Below are 24,053 nucleotides of genomic sequence, written 5' to 3' on the forward strand. Positions count from 1 at the left end.
ACCTTTCTACGGATTTACACCTACTGCGAACGGACGTGCCCCCACCGGAATGGTAGCAATCACCGTATTCGTTTCGCCATCGATCACAGAAATGGTATTGTCATCTTGATTGCTTATATAAACTCGATTGGTTAACGGATTGGCGCCCGCTCCGTTTGGATTAATTCCGACAGGAACAGTAGCAATCACCGTATTGGTTAATCCACTAATTACTGAAACATTATCCGTATCTCGATTTGGTACGTAAATGGCGTTTGTGGAGGTATTAACCGCTACTTCAGCTGGCGTAACGCCGACCGGAATGGTATCAATTACGGTATTCGTCACACCATCAATAACGGAAACTGTATTACTGGTAAAATTCGATACATAAATACGGTTGGTGGCTGGATTGACCCCTACGCGGAATGGATTAACCTGAACGGGTATCGTAGCAATCACTGTATTGGTTATTCCATCGATCACAGACACAGCATCAGAATTAAAATTTACTGCATAGATCCGATTGGTTAAGGAATTGACGCCTATACCCGTTAAAAAATTGAGTCCCGGAATAGTAATAGTATCAATCACCGTGTTGGTCAATCCATCAATAACGGTTACATCTTCAGTTGTATCCAATGAATTAAAATTTGCCGTATAAATAGCATTGGTCGCTATATCGACCCCTACGTCACCTGCCTCACTCCCAACCGGAACAGAAGCAATCACTGCGTTGGTTAAACTATTAATGACGGAAATGGTATTGCTGCCTCTGTTTGCGACATAAACACGACTCGTTAGTGGATTGACATCAATCCCTGCAGGATTCGTCCCCACAGGAATGGTAGCAATCACCGTATTCGTTTCCCCATTAATGACGGAAACATCGTTACTATTAAAATTGGCTACATATATGCGGTTGACTGACGTAGTATCCCCCTCTATTTCAAGTTCGGAAGAAACTAATCGATGTGCGGCAACAAGCTGGCCGGTTTCATTTTTGCCCCACACGGAAATCTCCGTCTGCTCTATGGCTACACCTTCAACTGTAAAGACAAATTCAAATGCATCAAGATTGGCAAAATAAGTTCTTGTCACTACCTGATCCGGAGCAAGTGAAATCTGCTCGCTGACATATAAAGTCCTCGTAGAGGTCAAATTATACCCTTGTATCAAAAGAACGGATTCATCCAGAGAATTCCTGTTATCAATTTTAACAGTAACTTGTTGTGTTGGCCGTACATCACTTACGGTATTATTCTCGATAGGTCCGGTTGATAGAATGGCCATTTCGATTCTCTCCTCCACTTAGATGTTATGGTCTGATTACAACCCTTTTGCGAAAAATAAATTGATCTGTTTAAACCAAAAAAAGACCCTGCAATAATATATGCAGGGTCTAAAATAAGGTTTGGGACAAAGGGTGTACGTATTAACCGTTTTTATCTCTCACCTTGTTTTCTTTATCAAGTGATCAATCCATACTTCACAAAACTATGATACAATCCATCTTCCTCAACGGTTCCAGTAATATCGTCTGCAATGGCTTTCAGACCTGGCTTTGCATTGCCCATCGCAATGCCGACGTGACAAAACTCCAGCATCTCGGCATCATTCATGCCATCACCGATGGCAAATGTATCTTCTTGGGACATGCCCAGATGCTTCAGCAGATCGGCGATTGCAATGGCTTTGTGAATGCCTGGGATCATCAGCTCGCCACTTCCTTCACCAAAAATCGGCACCGTGCACTGAATGACTTCAAATTTGCCTTCGAACTCCTGCTTGATTCGCTCAAACGGGATGACCGAGCTCTCCAAGAAACATACTTTGTTCACGTCATCCTTGTACAGGTCGGCCTCTCCATAAGTCAATCCAGCAATAAAAGGGTGTGGCTTCAGTTCCTTCTTCTCTCTGGCTACAGGATCATTCTCCACATCACCATAGATACGGCGTTCCAGGTGAGGTTGCAGATTACTACTCGCATACAGAGCCGAATTGGATTCAAGGTAGAAGTCAATGCCGTTTTCATTGAAGAAATCAACCATATGACGTACGTCTTCCGCTGTTACCCTTTTGTGATACAACACATCCTTGCCAAACTCCACATAACCTCCACCTGCACCGATCAGGCCATCGAACCCTACATCCCAGATGGAATCATAGATTTCCGCCTTGGACCGGCCTGTACATAAATAGAGCAAATGTCCATTTTCTCTGGCCTGTTTGCAAGCCTTCTGCGCTGACAACGGAATGTTTCCGTCATCATCTACCAATGTGCCATCAATATCAATAAATACAATTTTCCGCTTCATTTCTTGCATCTGCTTATGCCCCTGTCATGTAATGTTGTCTATGTCTAACTTAGCGAGTGCCGACAGGCATTTTCCTGATATAAAATTACCTATTTCGTGGTGTTCGCTGATCGATCAACTTCTCCAAAAATCCGGCAAAAGAATCCGCGTATACCTCAGGTTCCCCATTAAAGTAATCCAAACGCATCACTTTATACTCCCCAAGGTGATCAGCCGTCTGCGTATCAAAGTAGTAATATTCATCCTCGTCCGGTACAAACAGCTCCAGCTTCCCTTCCTTCTTCGCCTCTTCATCGGCAAGTCGGTATCTATACAAAATGTCAGCATCGGTATACTCTCGGTGTTCCGAAGACGTAATCGTCAGAATTTCTGTTCCGCTTAACAGCGCTTGACCATAATTCAGAAGCCACCAGCGATAGGATGGGGGTAACGAAAAGCCCAACTCTTGTTCAACTTCAACAATCCAGCTCTCTTGAACTTGATGGTTCGGGAACCAGCGTATAGCCTCGGTATGTTCCAGTTTCTCAATCAGACTTGAATACATGGATAGATCTCCTCCAATACCATTGTAATGTCATTGAGTTATGATTACCTTCATCCCAACTTGTCCATATGTACAGTTTGCCAGTCATCATTTTCCTCAGCAATAACCGTAAACCCTTGACGTTTCCAGAAATCTACGGCTCCTGGCAAGAAGCGATGTGTATGCAAGTAGAGTGTAGTATAGTGCATATCCTTCACCACATTCTCCAGTTCTTTTACCAGCATGGAACCAATGCCATATCTGCGATACGCAGGATCTACATAACATTTTACAATTTCGGCTGCGGATTGGGCTGCATATCGACCGTCTACGGTCTGAATACGTCCATCATATGGTAATATTCCAATCGTTCCGACGATGCCCGCATCCCCCATCATTGCTACAAGAAAGACCGAACCATCGGAATCCAGATAATGTTCTCTGAACTGCTCGAAGTCCACAGGTAATCTCGTATGATCCAGCATCGGAAACACTTCTCTGCGTACACGCATGGCAAAATCAATGGCATCATGAATCTGGTGTGCCTGAACTGGTGTGACTGTCGGTATACTCTGAAGTTGTGTCAATAAATCCACATTCCTTATCCTCTGTATTAGGAGCTACTTCTTGGCCCTTCCTTGAATCTTGTTCATGCCAGATCGGCTCTCTTCATATCATCTTACCGAATTTATCCCTTCCTATCAATCTATCTACACTACTAACCAAATTGAAAGAGTGCCCACGCAGTCTGATAGAGTTCGCATACGATAAGGCGTGTCACAATCCATATTGGAGGGAGAAACGCTCATGTGGTTATGGTTAGGTGTTTTTGGTTTCATTTTGCTAGCAATAATCGTGTTCGTGTATCGTTATCTGGACCGACGTGCCGAGAGCAAGTTTCACCCTCATGCTCCCAAGCAGCTCTTAGTCAAATTCAAGGAAGGTACAACGGAGGATGAGATGCACACCCTTCACAAAAAAGGGAGATGTAAGGTCGCTGAGACCTATGAAGATTTAGGATGGTACCGTGTGGAATCCCGCAAAAAAATGCACCGGATGCTTAAACATTACAAAGATCATGAGCTGATTGAACATGCTGAGCCGAATTACCTCGTTGAGGCATCCTTCACCCCTAATGATCCGTTCTTTCCTTACCAGTATAACCTGTCCAAAATTAATGCACCCACCGCATGGGACATTACTCAAAGTAACAGCTCTGTCAAAATCGCCATTATCGATACCGGTGTACAGTTGAACCACCCAGAATTGGCCTCCAAGCTTCTCCCCGGTTATGATTATGTTGATTATGATAACATCCCTGAGGACGGGAACGGTCACGGCACCCATGTAGCCGGGATCGCTGCCTCCGTTACCAACAATGGTGTGGGTATCGCAGGTGTTGCACCACTCGCATCCATCGTTCCGCTCCGGGTACTGGATAACAACGGGCAAGGAACGGTAGGTAATGTCGGTAACGGGCTTGTCTATGCGGCCAATAACGGTGTACAGGTTGTTAACCTGAGCCTCGGTGGTCCGATGGGAGATGCTTTCCTTCAAGCTGCGGTACAATATGCTTGGGATCGGGGAGCTGTGATTATTGCTGCAGCCGGTAACGACAACACTTCATTCCCTATTGTACCTGCATCGTATCCCAACGTGATTGCTGTCGCTTCAACCAACACCTCCGATCTCAAATCCAATTTCTCCAACTATGGCTCCTGGGTTGATATGGCTGCTCCGGGCGATACCATTCTATCCACATACCTGGGTGGTTCCTATGCCTACCTTAGCGGAACTTCCATGGCTGCTCCTCATGTGGCTGGAGTCGCTGCCCTTCTTGCTGCACGTGGGAAAACAAATGCCCAGATCCGTGATGCGCTGTGTTTCGCTTCTGATCCGGTATCAGGCTCCGGGATCTATTGGACGTATGGTCGACTGAATGCCTATCAGAGCTTGCAGGTGCCATAATACACTTACTATCGCTCATGATTGCTCAAAGGCATATCCTTTCCATTTTTCACGAATAAAAAAAAGAAGGGTCATCTGTAAGTGAGATGCTCCTTCTTTTGGTTAAAAAGTATTCGATGTTACACTTTTGCTGCCCAAAGCTCTATTTCAATTTTAATCTCTGGTAGACCTAACGCCGTAATATATCCAATCGTCATTGCAGGATAATCCGTACTAAATAATTGTCCCCACTCCGCATATAAGAAATCCCAATCGATTTTCTCGGTTGCCCATATGTTCACTTTGATAATATTTCCAGCATCTAAACGCTCAGATTCGAGAACTGTTTTAATATTATTAAATGTATTAGTGACTTGCTCATTCAGACTCTCTGGAAAGAGTCCACTATGATCTGCTCCAATTTGACCCGAAGTCACAAATAACTCTGCATTCTTCGGGATTCTTGTAATATGCGTGTACTGACCTACAGGAGCTGGCATATTTTCTGGATTTTTTCTAGTAATTTTGTCAATATTCATCTGAATTACCTCATCATTCTTAAGATTTTTCTGCGTTATTTCCTAGTTTTCTTCCGATTTTGGGCAGACTTCACCCTTGGAATAGATTCTAGAAAAAGACAGCAGTGGAGTATCCATATCCCGAAGATATAAATGCAAGTGATTTTTTCTTCATGAGTGAATGCTCCCCTTTCTTAAGTGACAAGATTCTCTTGATTTTTTTATTATATCTAAAAGCTACATCATGGGTCAAATTCATCTCCTCATAAACAAAGAGCAATCCCGTAATAACGAGACTGCTCTTTGTCTATTCTATAGCGTCGGACATCTTGTATCAGAAATATTGTGCGCCGTTACTCGCAATGACATCTTTGTACCAGTGAAAACTCTTCTTTTTCACTCTGCGAAGTGTGCCCGTGCCATCATTATTTCTGTCTACATAGATATAGCCATAACGTTTCTTCATCTCTCCGGTACCCGCACTGACCAGGTCAATCGGTCCCCAGCTTGTATAACCTATGAGCTCTACACCGTCTTGAATCGCTTCAGCCATCTCGGCAAAATGACTATTCAAATATTCGATGCGATAGTCATCTTCAACGGAGTCATTGTCTAACAACACATCGGTTGCCCCAAGTCCATTTTCTACGATAAACAACGGTTTGCCATAGCGGTCATGCAGTTGATTAAGCGTAATTCGAAGCCCCTTAGGATCAATGGTCCATCCCCACTCAGATGCTTGAAGATATGGATTCTTCACCGAACCAAATACATTGCCTTCTGTCGAATCTTTCAAAATCTCAGGGTCCGTACTTGTACAGCGGCTTGCATAGTAGCTAAAACCGATATAATCAACCGTATTCTGCATCAAAATCTCCGCATCTTCCGGATGCATTTCAATTCGAATATCATTTTCCCTGAAAAATCTTTTAGTATAACCCGGATATGCTCCCTTCGATTGCACGTCGATGAAGAAGAACGATTCACGGTCTTTCTCCATCGCCTTCCACACGTCATTTGGATTAGAGCTGTATGGATACACCATTCCAGCGGCTAACATACAACCAATCTGTGCACCCGGAATGATCTCATGACAAGCCTTAACAGCAAGTGCACTCGCTACCAATTCATGATGTGCTGCCTGATATAGAACCTGTTCTTTGTTTTCACCATCCTGTAGAACAATACCCGCTCCAATGTACGGGAGATGCAGCAACATATTGATTTCATTAAACGTCATCCAGTATTTCACTTTATTCTTGTATCGATTGAACAAAGTCGTTGCATATTTCTCAAAGAAACCAATCATCTTGCGGTTCTTCCAACCGCCGTAAGTCTTGACCAGATGTACAGGTACATCGAAATGGCAGATCGTCACGACAGGTTCAATGTTGTATTTCAATAACTCATCAAAGACATCATCATAAAATTGTAAGCCTGCTTCGTTTGGTTCCGCTTCATCGCCATTAGGGAAAATCCGTGCCCAGGCTACGGAAAGCCTGAGGCACTTAAATCCCATTTCAGCAAATAACGCAATATCTTCCTTATATCGATGATAGAAGTCGATGGCTTCATGTGAAGGATAAAATTCCCCTGCTTTTGGCTCATACGAATCCAGGTTACCCAGAGCAATATTCCATCGATTGGCACCAATCGGAATCAGATCTACCGTTGTTAAACCTTTGCCACCTTCCAGATAAGCCCCTTCCAATTGATTCGCTGCAGTTGCTCCTCCCCAGAGAAAATTCTCCGGGAAGGCTGTAATTTTTTCATTCATTGAGGCATTCCTCCTAAACCATCTGTGATTTCAATTAGCTTAATACCGTGATCAATTTATCTTTCTCATGAACGGATGCATCTTTTGTTCCTACAACGTCCAGATAATTTGAAGTATTCGTGACAATGATCGGTGTAACCGTCTCATAACCTGCATCCTTAATCGCTTGCAGATCAAACTCAACAATCAGGTCACCAGCGTTAACGCGGTCTCCATCCTTCACATGGGTTGTAAAATGTTCACCTTTCAGCTTTACCGTATCCTGTCCAATATGGATCAGCATCTCTACACCATCATCGCTTACAAGACCAATAGCGTGTTTGGTACGATATACGGTTTGAACGACACCTGTGATCGGAGATACCACTCTGCCACTGGTTGGACGAATTGCAATCCCTTTACCCATGTGCTCTCCTGCAAACGTTATGTCATTAATTTCGTTCAATGCAACAACTTCACCAGCCATTGGGCTTACAATTTCGTATCTGCTGTTCGGATTTGGATCAAGTACAGGTGCTGGAGCTGGTGCAGCTTCCACTTTGTCTTTGAATCCAACCACGTACGTCAGAATAAAACCAAGGATAAATGCGATACCACATGCAACCAGAGCCATATAGAAACCAGAATCAACACCTGTTGCTTTATTAATGAAACTTGGGAATCCGAACACGCCCAGTCCACCAAAGATGTATAATTTCGAACCGGCCAGTCCCAAGATACCACCACCGATACCACCTGCAATACAGCTCATGATAAACGGTTTTTTCAGTGGAAGTGTCACACCGTAAATTGCTGGCTCGGTTACACCGAAGATCCCAGAGATGAAGGCCGGAATACCTAAAGATTTCAATTTCGTATTTTTGGTTTTCAGTATAACGGCAAGTACAGCACCGATTTGAGCAAAGGAGGCAGCAAAAGACATTGCAATTACCGGATCAGCCCCAGAAGTACTCAAGTTAAGAAGCATGACTGGCACGAGTCCCCAGTGGAGTCCAAACAGTACAAACACTTGCCACAATCCACCGATAAGCAAACCTGTAACCACTGGACTTAGATCGTAGATGCCTGTTGCTCCTGCACCAATCAACTGGCCTGCCCAAGTGGATACTGGACCAATCAGTATGAACGTTGCCGGAACGATAACGAGCAATGTAAAGAATGGAACAAGGAACGTGCTAACAACTTTAGGAATAATATTTTTAAAGAATCTTTCAATTTTAACTGCGAAGAATGTAGCAATAATGATTGGAATAACCGATGTTGAATAACTCATCAGAATAACTGGAATACCCAGGAACGTAATGTGAATCGGTGATTCAATTAACGTACCTGCAAACAGGGTGTACAATGGATCTCCAGCAGTCAAACCGGACAGCGAAGGATAAACTAACGAAGCACCTATCGCCATTCCCAGGAACGGTGAACCGCCAAATTTCTTGATTGCCGTATACCCAAGGAAGATTGGGAAGAAGTAGAACAGACAGTCACCCGTTGCATTCAACAGTTGGTACGTTCCAGAAGTTTCCGTAATCCATCCAAAGGATAAAAACATGGCTGTAAAACCTTTGATCATACCTGTCGCAGCCAGCAAACCGAGTAACGGTGTGAACACACCGGAGATCATGTCGATAAATCGACTGAACAACCCTACTTTTTTGCCTGAGTTGTCCGTTTCTTCTTCAACTTGTCCTTCACTTGGGAAATTCCCTACTTTAACGACTGCTTTATATACATCCGGTACTTCGTTGCCGATAACAACTTGATATTGTCCACCACTTTGCATGACAGTAATAACACCTGGCAGATTTTTAAGTTCTTCCGTTTTGGCTACGCTTTCATTTTTTAGTTTAAACCGCAGTCTTGTTACGCAATGGAATACACTGTTTACATTCTCGCGACCACCTACACGTGACAGAATGTCTTTAGCTAATTGATCGTAGTTGCTCATTGTAATTCTCCCTCTCTAAGTAGACTCCCCATGACTTTTGAAACAAATAAAACCTGAACCACTGAACATACACAACATACCGGATCGTCCGGAAATCAGTCGTGTTATTCAGCAATTCAGGTTTTGCCCTTAACGGTTGCAACCCTGTAAGGCTGTACACATTGGTATTTAATTATTTGGATAACGAAAGTAAGTTGCATTCCATATCCTCTAACTGAGGATGGTCGGAATTGCCTGATTGAACAGTTACAACCCGATTGATGTATGCGCTTACTTCTTGAACTCATCATAGTACATCTGAACTACGTTTGCAACACTTATTTTTATTAAATTCGCAAATACATTTGAGTTACCGAAAATGAAAAAAGAGACAACTTCGAAAACATCGAAATTGTCCCTGTGTTGCATAATGTTCATATTTATAAATACGCACTAAAGCAGAATTAACCAATAACCGTAACCAATTTATCCTTTTCTTGCACTTCACGATTTGTTGTAGCAACTACGTCCAAATAATCAGCCGTATTGGTCACAATAATCGGTGTTACGGTCTCATAACCCGCCTCAATAATGGCCTGCAGATCGAATTCAACAATCAGATCGCCAACACTCACACGATCTCCATCTTTCACATGGGCAGTGAAATGTTGACCTTTGAGCTGTACCGTATCCTGACCGATATGGATCAGAATCTCTACACCTTGATCATCTACAAGTCCAATCGCATGTTTGGTACGGTAAATTGTCTGTACCACACCATTAATCGGGGATACAACTCTCCCACTGGTTGGACGAATAGCAATTCCTTTACCCATATGTTCACCAGCAAATGTAGCATCGTTAATTTCTTGCAAAGGAACCACCTCACCCGTCATCGGGCTGGCAATTTCGTAACGATTGTTTGGATTAGGCTCAAGTGCAGCCTTCTCTTCTTTTACTGGCTCTGGAGCCTGTTTGGCAGCCTCTGGATTAGCAGGATCTTTGAATCCTACAAAATAAACGAGAACAAAACCTAGTACAAAAGCAATGATAGTGGCAATCATGGCCATCCAGAATTCATAGTTGATCCCCTCTGTGGGACTAATCAGCGCTGGAACACCAAAGATTCCTGAAGCAAATACAAACATTTTGGAACCAGCGAAGCCAATAATACCACCAGCGGTTGCAGAAGCAATACAACTCATAATAAATGGTTTCTTCAATGGCAAAGTAAGACCATAAATAGCAGGCTCAGTTACACCAAAAATCCCGGACACAAAGGCAGGAACACCCAGTGATTTGAGTTTGGTATTTTTCGTTTTAAGCATAACGCCAAGAACGGCACCAATCTGAGCAAAGGAAGCAGCAAACATCATCGCCAGAATCGGATCTGCTTTCAGTGTGGACAGATTGAGCAACATAATTGGTACGATACCCCAGTGTAACCCGAAGATCACCAACACTTGCCACAATCCACCAACAACAATACCAGTCACCAACGGACTCAAGTCATAAATGCCCGATACCCCGGCACCAATCAGCTGACTTGCCCATGTCGCGATTGGACCAATCAAGAGAAATGTTACAGGTACAACAATCAGAATCGTAAAGAATGGCGTGAGGAACGTTCTCACAACAGATGGAATGATCTTTTTGAAGAACGCTTCTACCTTTGCCCCAAAATAAGCAGCAATAATAATCGGAATAACGGATGAGGAATAACTCATCAAGATAACGGGAATACCCAGGAACGTGATATGAATCGGTGATTCAAACAATGTGCCTGCAAACAGCGTATAGAGCGGTTCCCCACCACTAAGACCGGATAAGGTCGGATATACAAGTGATGCTCCGATGGCCATCCCGAGGAATGGAGATCCACCGAATTTTTTCATAGCTGTGTAACCCAGGAAGATTGGGAAGAAGTAGAACAGACAGTCTCCTGCAGCATTCAACAATTGATATGTTCCTGAAGCCGGGTCCAGCCATTCGAGAGAAGTGAACATGGACAGGAAACCTTTGATCATCCCTGTTGCAGCTAGCAATCCGAGAATTGGTGTAAATACACCTGAGATCAAGTCGATAAACTGACCCAAAAGACTCTCTTTTTTACCGGAAGATTCTGACTCATCACTTGAGACCGGTTCATCCGCATTCATATTACCCACCTGTAACAAGGTTTTATATACATCAGACACTTCGTTACCCACAACTACCTGGTATTGCCCCCCGCTTTGCATTACTGTTATGACTCCAGGTAAATTTTTGAGTTCGTCTGTTTTGGCATTATTTTCATTTTTTAATTTGAAACGAAGTCTGGTCGCACAGTGCACCACACTGTTAATGTTCTGTTTACCACCAACGCCAGACAGAATGTCTTTGGCTAATTGCTCGTGTTTCATGAAGTCTTTTCTTCCTTTCTGGCTAGACACGGATTCAAAGCATATTGGAGAGAATAAAAAAACCTGAACATCTGAATGTATGGAACATCCGGTTAACGGTATGTTCTGTCATTCAAGCGTTCAGGTTTTGCCCTAGTGGTTGCAACCCTGCAAGCTGATCTATGGGATTATTCAGAAGTTGCATTCACAACTCTCTCAATATGGATTGTTAAGTACATCAATTCTTCGTCAGTTAGTTGATACGTGTAGTTGCTTTCAATGAATTTCTTAATTTTCTCCGAGCACTTGTGTGCTGCCGGATACTTTTTCTGAATCATCAGGAACAGTTCATCATCGTTGTTGCTCTTGTAATGTTTTCCCTTCACCAAACGTTGAGCGAAAAACTTCAAATGCGTCACAAAGCGATAAAATGTTAGTGAGTTTTCATCAAAATCAATCTTGAAATGATACTTGATGATCGTCAAGATTTCTTGCATGACCTGCGTCATACTCTTGATGTTGGGCATTTCCTCGTTCAAAGCTGCATTCACAAAGTGAAGTGCCATAAAACCGGCTTCGTCCTCGGGCAAGATCACACCAAACTGATCACAGATCATATTGAGCGCTTCCATTCCGACTTCATATTCCTCTTTGTATAACTGCTTTGTCTCCCAGATTAACCCGTTGCGTATGGGCAGATTCTTGCGATACCGCTCAATGGCAAAGTGAATATGGTCTGTGAGATGTAAGTAAATGCTCTCATTTAATTTCTTGCCAAGTTTTAATTTGGCGTAAGCGATGATTTCCTCGGATACTTTCATGTATTCCAGAGGAATGCTTGAGATTAATGCCTTGAAGTTTTCCTGAATATCTTCATTCTGTAAAGTAAATATCTTATCGATATGCTGCTCGGAAACCATATCACCCGCCCGCTTCTGATAAGCAATCCCCCGGCCAATGATAATAACTTCCTGTTCGTCATTCATTGCAACTACAGCATTATTGTTCAGCACCTTCTCGATTTTCACTTTATCACTCCAATATACAGAAAAAGACAAACCAATCCCTTTTCTCAAGGTATACGGCTTTGCCTGATTCAACAGTTACAACCCGATATGTTGTACGCGCTTCCCTCATAATATTACAAATTTCTACACAGTGCAACAAAAAGTTAATATCGTATTAACATGACTCCTGATCTAAGTAAATATACTCACAGGAGTGTGCAAAACAAGAATTATTTTACAAGGATTCACGGTTTATTGTTTTTGCTTCCTTTCTCCAGTTCGGCTTCAATTCTTCGATTAATCATGTTCATTTCTTCTGCATCCAAACGATCGACTTGAGTGTATTCTTGATCCATCTCGTACTCTTGCGCCTCGCCTTTGTTCATTAGCCCCAGATGATTCTTGATGTCTCGGATATCTTCACGCATATGCATCGTCTGACGGTATTGGTCTACAACAAGTGCAAAAATAATGCCCCCGGCCACTATCGGACCAAATGGGATCAGATAACATAAAACAAGTCCAATGAGCAAAAAAATAACGAAATACATATGTAATGCCCCCTCTCATATAAAATATCTACTCTGCTAAGATAAACGTTTGATAGATTACAAATTAAATCGTTCCTGAATTAACTTTGCCACCTCATCCGGGCTCTTGTGTGTGTTATCAATCCGTATGTAGTGCTCATGCGTGATTTCTCCAGGTTCCGAATTCAGTCGATAATGCTTCATCGTATCTAGTAAATCTCGCTCAGACCACGCGATGTCTCGCTTTGTTGGCTTATGTAACAGGCGATGCGGACTTTTATTGCGCTCCAATCTTTCCGATGCATCGGCTTCCAGTTCCACATAACAGACCTGTCCTCCATTAGATTCGAATAACTCCCTGATTTGACGGATGTACTCTCCGTCTTTCGCCAAATCAAACGCCCATACAAAAGTAAAAATCAGACCCGGCAAATCACTCTTTGCCACTTCTTCAAAAATCTCCTGCCGGAACAGGCTCACCAGTCTTTTGCCTTGTGGTGTACCATAGCTGAAATAAGGAGACACCAATTCAATGGCCATATGGTTATGAAACAATTTAAGCTTTGTTATCTTCTCCAGTTCTTGCCCAACCGTCATTTTGCCCACAGCCTGCGGACCAAAAATAATCACCAATTTCATTTCGATCACTCCTGACAAGGTAGTGTTCATTCCATTAATTCAATTTTATGGACATTAAACTCTATAATACCTTCTTTAGGGCAAATAAAAAAGAGGTTTCAAGTGATTCCCTCAACGCGTGAGGGCTTGAAATCTCTTATCTTAAATGACATATGTTTATTTTAACTTAACGTCCAATCAGTACCCATCCCCACTTCATCCGGCGCAATCCCATCGCGCAGATCCATGAGATTAGGAGCGCTACAACATAAGATAGTATGATGCCTACGCTGAAGTGCCGAGCCAGTTCATCTGTGAATTCACGTCTCCAGAAGAGCAGTACGAGTGGATGCATTAAAAATACACCAAATGCAACGGTACCCAAGGAGTCCAAAACATGCGTAGCTTTACGAACTTCGGTATGTTTTCCTGTGCCGATTCGTTCAGTAAAGATCAGAAGGAGCAAGCAGGCTGACAGCGTAAACAGATTTCGGAACAGGAACAGCACGGTATAGATAATAACCGGGTATGCAGCGAAAGCGGTTTTGATATAAGCATTACCATATATAAAAATGGCACCTCCGCTCAACAATGCAACTATAAGCACATAACGGTGAGCATATAGTTTCTTCAATGCCCACTCAAAGTTCAACCCAACCCATGCGCCAAATCCAATCACGATCAGATAACTGGGTAACAAACTCCCTGTCCGTTCGAAGTGAAACTGCAAATGTAGTGCATAGAAGATCGCTTGGCCAGCAATAAAAAATAATGGCAAATAACGATTAAACAAACGATGTCGTGTAAGGGACAGAAGCCATGGAAAAACGATATAGAATTGAAGAATAATCAAAAAAAAGTACAAGTGCGTATGAGCGGTTCCCATCACTAATTGTTTGGCAAATTGAACACCATGGGTCAAAGGTTCTTTGCCCGCAAGCAACTGTTTAATAGCAAAGTAGATAAGGGACCACACCACATAGGGTACAAATACATTAAATAAACGCTTCTTATAAAAAGCGAGCATCCAACCCTTCTCATTCACCTTGGAGCTGTAGTTGTAGAACAAGACCAGGGATGAAAGGAACAGAAACGCTGGAACGGCAAATTGCAAAAACGTGTTCCAGAAATAATACACATCATGATCTAATGTATGCTTGGGGTAATGCGCAACTGCAGTTGAAGTTGCATGAATAGCTACCACTGCCATGATGGCAAACGCACGATAGAGATCCAGGTACTCAATTCGCCGGGGCCGATTAACCGGTTGATTCATAAAGATAACCTCACTTGTGCCTGATATGGGATGATAGTTTCCGGCCGCAATCCAGATTCTATGCTTCATTTTAATCAGCACACGAGGGTAATACAATCATAATCCATATTATTTTCGTTATATTACATCATTATTCTGCATTATTCGACATTTTCTATCCAGAATCGTTCAACAATGTTGCCATTTGACTCCACATAGTCTTCATCCCGAATGCCACCATTTCGAAGGATAACCCTTCTGGAAGGCTCATTAACCGCATCGCATACGACCAACACTTTGGAGATTCCAAGTTTTATCGTTTTCTCCAAAGAAAGCCTGAGAATTTCAGAACCATAGCCACTTTGCCGCTCTCCTGGACGAATACCATATCCAATATGCCCTCCACTGTTGAACAATTTGTCGTTAAGCTCATGCCTTATATTGACGGCACCCACGATTTGTTGACTCTCCGTGACCAGCCAGTATGTACTGTCTTTGACCCAGCCCTCCGGGATGTCGATCCCTTGTTCATTGCGCTGCAAAAACGCCAACATCTCATCGAACGCATAAGGATCTTTGGAAATGACCCAAGGTACCATCAATTCTCCACTTCTGACCCAGTCTTCATAAAATGCCAAATACGCATCCTTATACGCTTGTGATGGTTTAATTAATCTAACGTGTTCTTTCCCCATGACCCGTATTTCCTCCCAACAGATATTGATATTGCCCCGTTCTCTCTTCCAGGACACGACGTTCTTGCTCTTCCATCAAACAGTCATAAAAGATAGCTTTCACTGCATACGTTGCGGCATGCACCGCATGGCCTTTGACATGGGCCGTTGCAGCTGCGTGTCCCGCCGCACGAGATGCAGCAGAGGCAGCGATATTATCGGCTTCCCGTGCAGCAGCATGAGCTGCAAAAGCGGCCTTTCGAGCATCAACCATGGTAATCTCTCCACGGATCCAACCTCTTCCTGCATTAATGGCATCACGGGCGCGGAGATCCTCCGTCTTCTTCTTCTCAAATATATGCAAGACACGTGCCGCACACTCCGTAGCCCAACAGGCCAATGTATGGTGATCTTGTTGCTTAGCTAAATCCTCTATTTCGCGGCGTAAAGGTACATCTTTGAATGCAGGTTCTGCCATGGTCATGCTCCTTTCATTGTTCAAAAACTACAAATTTACTCTCAGACAAGTTCCAAAAAGGACCTGCGTGTGTGCAGATCCTCTTCAAGTGTACCTCTTATCGCTTATTCTATTATTATACGGACTCTGTCAATGTAGCCTCCTGAACATCTCGTTCCCTCTTCGCACCCGTGTCCTTGTACGTGAATTGGTAACTTCCAGATCCAAGTGTGACTTCAACATCGTCTCCAATACTTCGAATATCCTGAACTTCACTCACTTGATCCAACGGTTTCCCTTGCTCCAGAACAGTCTGCGAACCCGCTCCAGGAAGACGCACCGTACCTCTCGTATTGGCGGGGATATGCACCCGTATCTCCATGTCTCCCTCCGCCAGCCGGTGCCAGCTTGAAGCAACTTGACCATACATCGTCTCCAAACTCGCTTCCACCCAATCCAGTCCAGGTCCGGGTTGCGGCTCGATATGCACCATTCGGAATCCTGGCTGATGTCCATCGGACCGGATGCCAGCGACATAACGATACAACCATTCCCCAATCGCTCCGTACGCATAGTGGTTAAATGAGTTCATATCAGCACTCCAGAGACTGCCATCCTCTTTGATCCCATCCCAATGTTCCCAGACCGTCGTTGCGCCTTGAGTCACCTGATATAGCCAGGACGGATAATCCTCTTGAAAAAGTAATTTATATGCCAGGTCGTGAAGACCCGCGTCACTCAGCACCGGATTCAGATAAGGCGTGCCTACAAAGCCAGTGGTAAGATGATCCCCCGCCTCTTTCACGAGTTTAACCAATTGATCGACAGCACGAGTTCGGGCAGTGGTGTCCAGCAGGTCAAATTGGAGCGCAAGAACATGCGCTGTTTGCGTAGGAACAGCAATTTTGCCAGCTGGAGTCACGAATTCATTTCGAAATGCATGAATAATGTTTGTATGCAACTGCTTGTAATATTCAGCATCGTCTGTCTTTCCAAGTACCTCAGCCGCTTTTTGTGTTAACGAAACCGAATAGGCATAGAATGCAGTTGCCACATAATCCGTGTCCGTTGCGCCGACATAACTATCGGGCTTGGAGTCCAGTCCCAGCCAATCGCCAAAGTGGAATCCCGTGTTCCACAGGTACGGATTGTCACCCTGCGCTTGAATATACTCAATCCACCGCTTCATACTCTCATATTGCTCGGCCAATAACCTAACATCCCCATACACCTCATAGATGGTCCAAGGACAGATGACTGCTGCATCACCCCAAGCGGCGGAGGAATGACTGGTGTCTCCCCACCCTTCTGAGGTGGAACTTCTCAGATCCGGAACAAAGAATGGAATACCGCCATCTTCTCCCTGATCCGCTGCCAGATCCCGCAGCCATTTGGTGAAGAAGGGTGCCGTATTCATCAGGTAGGAAGACGTGCGGACAAACATCTGTGCATCGCCAGTCCACCCGAGCCGTTCATCCCTCTGTGGACAGTCTGTCGGCACGTCAAGGAAATTCCCCTTTTGCCCCCACAATATATTGTGATGCAGTTGGTTCACCAGTGGACTGGAGCATGAGAACTGACCTGTTTGCTCCATATTCGAGTGCAGCACTATTCCGGTGAATTCATCCAGACAAACGTGTTCCGGGAAGCCAACCAGCTTCACATAGCGGAACCCTTGGAACGTAAAATGCGGTTCAAATGTTTCCACGCCATCCCCCTTGCAGGTGTAGCGAATACACTGCTTGGCGGCGCGAAGATTATCTGTGTAGAAGTTGCCTTCATGATCCAATATCTCAGCATGGTGCAGCTCAACCGTCTGACCCGTCTCACCTTGAATGCTGAATCTCACCCATCCCACCATATTCTGCCCCATATCTATTACACGATCTCCCTGTGGGGTTGTTAACAAAGCGATTGGCTGTAGCTGTTCTACTTGGGTGACGGGTACGTTCTCCTGCGCAACGATGATATCTTTGGGATGATCCAGTACGTTCACAGGTGCCCAATTCGTCTGAGATGAATCCGACCAATCAGACTCCATTTGTGCATCATACGTCTCCCCCATATAGATGTCCGACATACGAATCGCACTAGGAGCAGCGGTCCAATCCCCACCAGATAAAATCCATTCCTCCGATCCATCTGCGTATTTCATATGCAGTTCCAGCAGCAATGCGGACGTTGAACCAAATATCTCCCGTTCTTTGTTCCAGCCGAGATACCCTCGGTACCAGCCATCACCCAGATAAGCGCCTAATATGTTCTGCCCATCCTGAAGTAGATGAGTTACATCATAGGTTTGATATTGTAATCGCTTACGATAAGAGGTCCAACCAGGTGTAAAATAATCTTCTCCTACTCTTGTGTTGTTCATATGCAACTCGTATAATCCAAGTGCTGTCACATATATTCTGGCAGACGTAACAGGTTGTTTCACATTAAACTGCTTGCGCATACGTGGGCATGACGTATCTCCATCATCTGATGGTTGAGCTGTGATCCATTCTGCTTGCCACTTGTTATGACTATCCTTAAGTCCCATCTCGAAATAAGCCGTTTCGGACCAGCCCGAATCACTTCCTGCATCATCCCATGCCTGAATTCGGTAGTTGTATCTCGTTCGCGGAGAAGGCTGAAAATGGTTTAATTCCACATGTATGGATTGATCCGTGCTTATCTTGCCAGAATCCCATGCAATCTCATCAAAATCTTCTGACAGGCAAAGCTGGATCTGGTATGCGGATTGCATGCAGTTTCGACGATCAGACTGCAACTGCCAGCTTAATCTCGGTGATTTGACATCAAGGCCTATCGGATTGATTCTATACTCACAGCGAAGGTGACTCACGTTGAACATTAGCAGATCGTCCTTTCCATCTTGGCTTCCCATTCGGGGTTACGATATAATTATATCGATCCTGTTGCCCTAAATACCCGGTAATCAGGACTATTTCATCCGGTGATTCAGCCATTTGTGCGAGGAGGTTGCTTGTGAATTCATCTGTACAACTCATGAAAAGCGAATACTTTCTGCATAATCATCTGCAACTTTTCGTCAATCGTTGCTCTGAAGATTTTGTGCTTCCTTTTCACGCACATGATTTTATTGAGTATAGTTATGTTGCCGAAGGAAAGGGCTTTCATCATATCGGTAAAGATGTCATTCCGGTGACAAAAGGGATGCTGTTTGTTATTCCTGTCGGCGTTCCTCATGTCTTTCGTCCTGTGAGTACAAACGTAACCGAACATCCGTTAATTCTATATAATTGCTTATTTAATGCTGAATTGATCAACACGCTGACAGCGATCATTCAGGAAAAAGAAATCATCCATCATCTGTTGGATCTGGCACAAAATCAAGTTCCTTATATATCCGTTGTGGATCACAACAATCGGATTGAAGAACTAATGGTGAAGATGTACCGTGAATCCTCCGTTCCCGGAATCGGTTCGTCTACCATGTTATACACCCTGGTGAGCCAGTTGGTATTGATGACCTACAGACAACTTTATCAAGAGGTTCAGGATGAAGCGATTCATTCCACTGATTTTGAGTACATTCTTCACTATCTCAAACAACACGTGAGCGACCGAATCCGAGTATCTGATCTGGTACGTGTATCAGGCTGGAGCGAAAAGCAAATTGGACGAATGTTTCTTCGGCATACCGGACAGACCTTTAGCGCCCACCTGCAACATCTCCGTATACAAAAAAGCTGTGAACTGCTTAAGAGTTCACGGCACAAAGTCAGCCTGATTGCCGAGCTGGTCGGATATCGGGATATGGATTCATTCTATGCTGCATTCAAAAAAATAACAGGCGAAACACCTCTCGCCTATCGCAAAAAATCCAGAGCACAGCACTCTGGACAATAAGGTTCATAACTTTCAGACACCAACAACCTGTAACACTTCATCTATGTATGCCTTGGCCTCTTTCCATGAAGACATCAAAGGAAAGTTGTATCGCTCACGCTCCTGTATATTCCATGGATGCGGGATACAGATGACCTTTTTGCCATCCTCATGCGCGGGAATCAAATTATGTGCCCCATCATCAATAAGCAAATCAAAAGCGAGCAGATTTTTTCTTTTGCATGTAATAAACTGTTCTGCGGTTATAAAAGGCATGTGCTGCTGAAGCCAGTTCCACTTCTCAACAACTGTTCTTGGTTCTGCTGCCGTCACAACAATAACATCATAAGCATCGTTCAGCTTTCGCATCTCATCTACAACATATTCGTCGTATAACTCCAATTCCTCGAACAGACCCGGCCGACCATAAAATACATCATGCGTGCTCTCTGGATGACGCAAATGGGATGTATCCCAATGAATCATATCCTCATAGCGCAACGGATGGGTCGGGAAGTTGAGGTTGTTGTGATATATAGCCCGCTTGACCAGATGACATATCGTGTCATCCATATCTACAGCAATAATAGGCTTCTTCATGGTTATCCCTCCCCCAATACGATCACAGTATACCATCCAGAATGTTATGTAGTCATCTTTTTTACCTTAAAATGCCAATAGCGTTGATGAGAATTCCACCTGATTATATTAAAAAGGCGCCCCGGCGCCGTAATACCAGCTACGCCCGGGGTGCCTATATAGGTTGATCTATTCCAAGTTCTCGCCATTCGAGGCAATAACTTTTTGGTACCAGCTAAAACTCTTTTTCTTATAACGATTCAATGTGCCTTGTCCGTTGTCATCCTGATCCACGTAGATTACGCCATAACGCTTGGACATTTCCGAAGTGGATGCACTGATGATATCAATCGCTCCCCAGTTGGTATATCCCATCAGGTCCACACCATCCATAACGGCTTCTTTCATTTGTGTAATATGTTTTCTCAGATAATCCATACGGTAATCATCGTTGATGGAACCATCTGCCTCAACCGTATCTTTCGCGCCAAGGCCATTCTCCACCACAAACAGCGGCAATTGATAACGGTCATACAGCTCTTTCAGTGCAACGCGCAGACCGATCGGATCAAGCTGCCAGCCCCATTCCGTACGCTCCAGGTTCGGGTTCTTGATCGTACTGTACAGGTTACCTCCAGTTACTCCATATTCCTCTGGGTTCACTGCGGACACCAAGGATGTGTAATAACTGAATGAGATGAAATCAACCGTATGCTCACGCAGGATTTGCTCATCTCCTGGTTCCATGGCAATCGTAATCCCGTTCTCTGCCCAGTACCGAGCCATGAACGTTGGATAACTACCACGAACTTGTACATCCGTATGCAGCAGGTTCAGCTGGTTATCAATCTGTGCTTGCAGTACATCCTCTGGCTTCGACGTCGCCGGGTAGTGAATCATTCGAGCAAGCATACATCCGATCTGGAAGTTCGGGTTAATCTGACGTGCTTTCTCTGTCACCAGGCTGCTGGCTACAAATTGATGATGAAGTGCCTGATATGAAGCCTGCATCGTGTTTTCAACCCGATCTTCAATAATACCGCCGCCTGTGAACGGTTCAATAATCGTTGTGTTAATCTCATTAAACGTCAACCAGTATTTGACTTTGTCCTTGTATCGGGTCATCACGGTTTCCGCATATCTTACAAAATGTCCAATCACTTCGCGGCCAGCCCAGCCATTATATTTCAGAACAAGTGCCATAGGCATCTCGTAATGCGAGAGGGTTACCAGTGGTTCGATATCGTATTTCCGGAGTTCATCGAACACTTCGTCATAGAAACGCAGTCCTTCTTCATTTGGCTCGGCATCATAACCGTTCGGGAAAATACGCGGCCAGTTGATGGACAGACGGAATGTCTTGAAGCCCAGCTCGGCGAACAGCGCAATATCCTCTTTGAAACGGTGGTAAAAATCAATCCCGTAACGCTTCGGATAACCTTCTGCACTGTGATGTGCCATCGCTTTCTCGACCGTTGCACTCGTAACATGCATCAGTTCTCTAAGGTTGGTATAATCCTTTTTTTCAAAATAAGGAACCATGTCGGCTGTCGACCATCCTTTGCCACCAGCGTCAAATCCACCTTCAGCCTGGTTAGCGGCAATAGCGCCGCCCCATAGAAAACCTTCCGCGAACCCTTGTCGATTAATCATTCGTATCTCTCCTTCTTTTGTTGATATTGTTAGTCCTAAGACGGACAGTTTAGATCTCAGCTTTCAATACGTCTTCACCCATCGTGATTTCGCCCAATTTCACAGGTAGAACCTGCTTGTAATCAGCCGTATTGGTAACAACCATAGCGGTTGTGATGTCGTATTCTTTTGCAATCTCGGCCAGTTCAAATGTAAGTAACTTGTCTCCAGCCTGAACACGTGCTCCTGTAGTAACATGTGCATCAAAATACTGTCCACGCAGCTTTACCGTGTTAATTCCAACATGAATCAACAATTCCATTCCGTTATCACTGCGGACAACGATCGCATGTTTCGTTTTGAACACATTCATGATGGTACCTGTCACTGGAGAAACCAATTCGCCCACCGTTGGAACAAATGCCACACCTTTACCCATCAATTCATCACCAAATGTTGGATCGTTGACTTCTTTGAGCGGGATGGATTTACCTGTCATCGGTGCAACAGCTACTGCATCACTCGTTGGTGTTGGATCGCCCATGTCGTCCACATTTACGGTTGCAGCTTCGTTGGAAACAACTTTCGCTGGTGCTGTAGAAGCACCCGGTGAGAATTGAGCTAACGCCTCAGCGTCTCCTTCTTCTTCTTTGATACCAAATATCGTAGACATGATTGCACCCACGATAAAGGCCAAAATCATGCCCCCAAAGGAGTACCAGAAGGTCTGTCCGATTAGGGAAGGAAGTCCTGGGAGACCACCATTGCCCGCAAGAACGTAAGCTTTCGCGCCAAAAGCAAGGGCGAATCCGCCACCCACTGCACTACCAATCATGGCTGCTGCAAATGGTTTTTTGTATTTCATATTTACGCCGTACATAGCTGGCTCCGTTACACCCATCAGAGCTGTAAAGCTCGTTGACAATGCCACGGTTTTAAGTTTTTTATCTTTTGCCCGGAAGAATACGCCGAGTGTTGCACCAGCCTGACCCATATTGGAGATAAAGGTCAATGGCAAGAATTTATCAAAGCCCAGTGTAGCGATATTACTCAGGATGATCGGCACAAGTGCATAGTGCATTCCTGTCATAATAATGAGCGCCATCGCGCCGCCAAGAACAATACCTGCAATCAATCCGCCTTCATTCAACAGCCAGTTGATACCGCCAGACAATCCGCTACCTACAAATGTACCCAATGGACCAATTGCAATCAGCGTTACCGGAACCATTACAAGCAAGGTAATCAGTGGCACAAGCAATAGCTTGAGCGCAGCAGGGATAACTCGGTCAACCCATTTCTCAACATAGGACATCAACCATACTGCAAGAAGAATCGGGATAACCGATGAAGCATAACTTACTGCTGTAACCGGGATTCCCAAAAATCCAACCGATTCACCGCTAGATAACAATGCTGTCATGTCTGGATACATGAGTGCCGTACCTAGTGCAATCGCGACAAACGGGTTACTGCCGAATTTACGAGCAGCGCTGACTGCAATCAGTAAAGGCAGGTAGTGGAATACGCCGTCACCAATTGCTGAAAGAATACGATACGTATCCGTTCCGGCAGACATCCAACCTACTGACACGAATAGTGCAAGTAATCCCTTGAGCATACCTGCCGCAGTAATCGCTGGAAGCATTGGGGCAAAGACACCTGCGATTGTTTCAAAAATTTTCAGCACGACATTTTGTTTTTTATCCGACTTTGGCTCTTTCTTTTCTGTAGTTTGCTGGATTGCCGGATTTTCCTTCACCATGGCATCGAATACTTTTGCCACATCATTACCGATAATGACCTGGAATTGATCACCGGAAATATTCGTTCCCATGACCTTATCCAATTTCTTGAGTGAGCCGTTATCGACTTTCTCGTTGTCTTTCAGATCAAAGCGCAAACGTGTGACGCAGTGATACACCGAGTTAATATTGTTTGTTCCCCCAACGGCTTTAATGATTTCCTGTGCCGTTTCCTGATGTTTCATGATGTTTTCCTCCTCATTTTTCCAATAAAAAATACCCGAACGAATCTAGCGCATATTGATGGCGCCATCTCATTCGGGTATTGCCT

20 protein-coding genes are annotated in these 24,053 nt (G+C 44.2%); 2 read left to right on the forward strand and 18 right to left on the reverse strand.

What is annotated here, in order from left to right; translation table 11 throughout:
• Positions 1-6: 6 nt before the first annotated feature.
• From QNO02_RS18005 to QNO02_RS18020, 4 genes are all read right to left on the reverse strand, one after another.
• Positions 7-1,272 carry a YncE family protein gene (locus QNO02_RS18005; protein ID WP_289389548.1) on the reverse strand — a complete coding sequence of 422 codons (1,266 nt, stop codon included), beginning with the start codon at positions 1,270-1,272 and terminating at the stop codon, positions 7-9.
• A gap of 176 nt (positions 1,273-1,448) precedes the next feature.
• The gene (locus QNO02_RS18010; RefSeq protein WP_206105759.1) at positions 1,449-2,306 is read right to left on the reverse strand and encodes a Cof-type HAD-IIB family hydrolase; all 858 of its coding nucleotides are present in this window, start codon (positions 2,304-2,306) and stop codon (positions 1,449-1,451) included.
• 76 nt (positions 2,307-2,382) lie between these two features.
• Positions 2,383-2,841: an SMI1/KNR4 family protein gene (locus QNO02_RS18015; protein WP_289389549.1), complete on the reverse strand. Its 459-nt coding sequence runs from the start codon at positions 2,839-2,841 to the stop codon at positions 2,383-2,385.
• 50 nt (positions 2,842-2,891) lie between these two features.
• Positions 2,892-3,416: a GNAT family N-acetyltransferase gene (locus QNO02_RS18020; protein WP_289389550.1), complete on the reverse strand. Its 525-nt coding sequence runs from the start codon at positions 3,414-3,416 to the stop codon at positions 2,892-2,894.
• A gap of 211 nt (positions 3,417-3,627) precedes the next feature.
• On the opposite strand from QNO02_RS18020, the gene QNO02_RS18025 reads away from it, so the two are divergent.
• Complete coding sequence (locus QNO02_RS18025) at positions 3,628-4,788, forward strand: S8 family peptidase (RefSeq protein ID WP_133385235.1); 1,161 nt, start codon at positions 3,628-3,630, stop codon at positions 4,786-4,788.
• 119 nt (positions 4,789-4,907) lie between these two features.
• Here QNO02_RS18025 and QNO02_RS18030 read toward each other — a convergent pair whose 3' ends face one another.
• From QNO02_RS18030 to QNO02_RS18080, 11 genes are all read right to left on the reverse strand, one after another.
• On the reverse strand, positions 4,908-5,306 hold the full coding sequence (locus QNO02_RS18030; protein WP_289389551.1) for a RidA family protein: 399 nt from the start codon (positions 5,304-5,306) through the stop codon (positions 4,908-4,910).
• 313 nt (positions 5,307-5,619) lie between these two features.
• Positions 5,620-7,062, reverse strand: a complete 1,443-nt coding sequence (locus QNO02_RS18035; protein ID WP_289389553.1) for a 6-phospho-beta-glucosidase — start codon at positions 7,060-7,062, stop codon at positions 5,620-5,622.
• 34 nt (positions 7,063-7,096) lie between these two features.
• Positions 7,097-9,010, reverse strand: a complete 1,914-nt coding sequence (locus tag QNO02_RS18040) for a beta-glucoside-specific PTS transporter subunit IIABC (protein WP_289389554.1) — start codon at positions 9,008-9,010, stop codon at positions 7,097-7,099.
• A 443-nt stretch (positions 9,011-9,453) separates the two neighbouring features.
• Positions 9,454-11,391 carry a beta-glucoside-specific PTS transporter subunit IIABC gene (locus tag QNO02_RS18045; RefSeq protein ID WP_289389555.1) on the reverse strand — a complete coding sequence of 646 codons (1,938 nt, stop codon included), beginning with the start codon at positions 11,389-11,391 and terminating at the stop codon, positions 9,454-9,456.
• Positions 11,392-11,558: 167 nt separating this feature from the next.
• Positions 11,559-12,398 (reverse strand): BglG family transcription antiterminator LicT, encoded by an 840-nt coding sequence (licT, locus tag QNO02_RS18050; RefSeq protein ID WP_036613486.1) that lies wholly within the window; start codon positions 12,396-12,398, stop codon positions 11,559-11,561.
• 224 nt (positions 12,399-12,622) lie between these two features.
• Complete coding sequence (locus tag QNO02_RS18055) at positions 12,623-12,928, reverse strand: hypothetical protein (RefSeq protein ID WP_289389556.1); 306 nt, start codon at positions 12,926-12,928, stop codon at positions 12,623-12,625.
• A gap of 57 nt (positions 12,929-12,985) precedes the next feature.
• Positions 12,986-13,546, reverse strand: coding sequence for a DEAD/DEAH box helicase family protein (locus QNO02_RS18060; RefSeq protein WP_289389558.1), 561 nt, complete (start codon positions 13,544-13,546; stop codon positions 12,986-12,988).
• A 166-nt stretch (positions 13,547-13,712) separates the two neighbouring features.
• Entirely contained in the window at positions 13,713-14,801 is a 1,089-nt protein-coding gene (locus QNO02_RS18065; RefSeq protein ID WP_289389560.1) for an acyltransferase, read from the reverse strand.
• Between the two features lie 140 nt (positions 14,802-14,941).
• Positions 14,942-15,475: a GNAT family N-acetyltransferase gene (locus tag QNO02_RS18070; RefSeq protein WP_289389562.1), complete on the reverse strand. Its 534-nt coding sequence runs from the start codon at positions 15,473-15,475 to the stop codon at positions 14,942-14,944.
• The gene (locus QNO02_RS18075) at positions 15,456-15,932 is read right to left on the reverse strand and encodes a putative immunity protein (protein WP_289389563.1); all 477 of its coding nucleotides are present in this window, start codon (positions 15,930-15,932) and stop codon (positions 15,456-15,458) included. The genes QNO02_RS18070 and QNO02_RS18075 overlap by 20 nt, the downstream gene beginning before the upstream one ends.
• 115 nt (positions 15,933-16,047) lie before the next feature.
• A complete protein-coding gene (locus QNO02_RS18080; RefSeq protein WP_289389564.1) occupies positions 16,048-18,768 on the reverse strand; it encodes a family 78 glycoside hydrolase catalytic domain in 2,721 nt (906 codons plus the stop codon).
• Positions 18,769-18,902: 134 nt separating this feature from the next.
• Here QNO02_RS18080 and QNO02_RS18085 point away from each other — a divergent pair, with 134 nt between their 5' ends.
• Positions 18,903-19,787 carry an AraC family transcriptional regulator gene (locus QNO02_RS18085; RefSeq protein ID WP_289389565.1) on the forward strand — a complete coding sequence of 295 codons (885 nt, stop codon included), beginning with the start codon at positions 18,903-18,905 and terminating at the stop codon, positions 19,785-19,787.
• Positions 19,788-19,799: 12 nt separating this feature from the next.
• Here the strand turns inward: QNO02_RS18085 and QNO02_RS18090 are convergent, their stop codons facing one another.
• The 3 genes from QNO02_RS18090 to QNO02_RS18100 form a co-directional block, all read right to left on the reverse strand.
• Positions 19,800-20,366, reverse strand: a complete 567-nt coding sequence (locus QNO02_RS18090; protein WP_047843459.1) for a 5' nucleotidase, NT5C type — start codon at positions 20,364-20,366, stop codon at positions 19,800-19,802.
• A gap of 168 nt (positions 20,367-20,534) precedes the next feature.
• The gene (locus QNO02_RS18095; protein WP_289389568.1) at positions 20,535-21,998 is read right to left on the reverse strand and encodes a glycoside hydrolase family 1 protein; all 1,464 of its coding nucleotides are present in this window, start codon (positions 21,996-21,998) and stop codon (positions 20,535-20,537) included.
• A 49-nt stretch (positions 21,999-22,047) separates the two neighbouring features.
• On the reverse strand, positions 22,048-23,967 hold the full coding sequence (locus QNO02_RS18100) for a beta-glucoside-specific PTS transporter subunit IIABC (RefSeq protein ID WP_289389569.1): 1,920 nt from the start codon (positions 23,965-23,967) through the stop codon (positions 22,048-22,050).
• Positions 23,968-24,053: the final 86 nt, after the last annotated feature.

It is taken from the genome of Paenibacillus sp. PK1-4R, assembly GCF_030369595.1.
GTDB lineage: Bacteria > Bacillota > Bacilli > Paenibacillales > Paenibacillaceae > Paenibacillus.

Excerpts from the sequence above, each read along its gene's own strand:
- QNO02_RS18040 (WP_289389554.1), bottom strand. The coding sequence starts at position 9,010 with ATGAGCAACTACGATCAATTAGCTAAAGACATTCTGTCACGTGTAGGT.
- QNO02_RS18075 (WP_289389563.1), bottom strand. The coding sequence starts at position 15,932 with ATGGCAGAACCTGCATTCAAAGATGTACCTTTACGCCGCGAAATAGAG.
- QNO02_RS18095 (WP_289389568.1), bottom strand. The coding sequence starts at position 21,998 with ATGATTAATCGACAAGGGTTCGCGGAAGGTTTTCTATGGGGCGGCGCT.
- QNO02_RS18090 (WP_047843459.1), bottom strand. The coding sequence starts at position 20,366 with ATGAAGAAGCCTATTATTGCTGTAGATATGGATGACACGATATGTCAT.
- QNO02_RS18100 (WP_289389569.1), bottom strand. The coding sequence starts at position 23,967 with ATGAAACATCAGGAAACGGCACAGGAAATCATTAAAGCCGTTGGGGGA.
- QNO02_RS18060 (WP_289389558.1), bottom strand. The coding sequence starts at position 13,546 with ATGAAATTGGTGATTATTTTTGGTCCGCAGGCTGTGGGCAAAATGACG.
- QNO02_RS18070 (WP_289389562.1), bottom strand. The coding sequence starts at position 15,475 with ATGGGGAAAGAACACGTTAGATTAATTAAACCATCACAAGCGTATAAG.
- QNO02_RS18045 (WP_289389555.1), bottom strand. The coding sequence starts at position 11,391 with ATGAAACACGAGCAATTAGCCAAAGACATTCTGTCTGGCGTTGGTGGT.
- QNO02_RS18005 (WP_289389548.1), bottom strand. The coding sequence starts at position 1,272 with ATGGCCATTCTATCAACCGGACCTATCGAGAATAATACCGTAAGTGAT.
- QNO02_RS18030 (WP_289389551.1), bottom strand. The coding sequence starts at position 5,306 with ATGAATATTGACAAAATTACTAGAAAAAATCCAGAAAATATGCCAGCT.
- QNO02_RS18015 (WP_289389549.1), bottom strand. The coding sequence starts at position 2,841 with ATGTATTCAAGTCTGATTGAGAAACTGGAACATACCGAGGCTATACGC.
- QNO02_RS18055 (WP_289389556.1), bottom strand. The coding sequence starts at position 12,928 with ATGTATTTCGTTATTTTTTTGCTCATTGGACTTGTTTTATGTTATCTG.
- QNO02_RS18035 (WP_289389553.1), bottom strand. The coding sequence starts at position 7,062 with ATGAATGAAAAAATTACAGCCTTCCCGGAGAATTTTCTCTGGGGAGGA.
- QNO02_RS18080 (WP_289389564.1), bottom strand. The coding sequence starts at position 18,768 with ATGTTCAACGTGAGTCACCTTCGCTGTGAGTATAGAATCAATCCGATA.
- QNO02_RS18010 (WP_206105759.1), bottom strand. The coding sequence starts at position 2,306 with ATGCAAGAAATGAAGCGGAAAATTGTATTTATTGATATTGATGGCACA.
- QNO02_RS18065 (WP_289389560.1), bottom strand. The coding sequence starts at position 14,801 with ATGAATCAACCGGTTAATCGGCCCCGGCGAATTGAGTACCTGGATCTC.
- QNO02_RS18025 (WP_133385235.1), top strand. The coding sequence starts at position 3,628 with ATGTGGTTATGGTTAGGTGTTTTTGGTTTCATTTTGCTAGCAATAATC.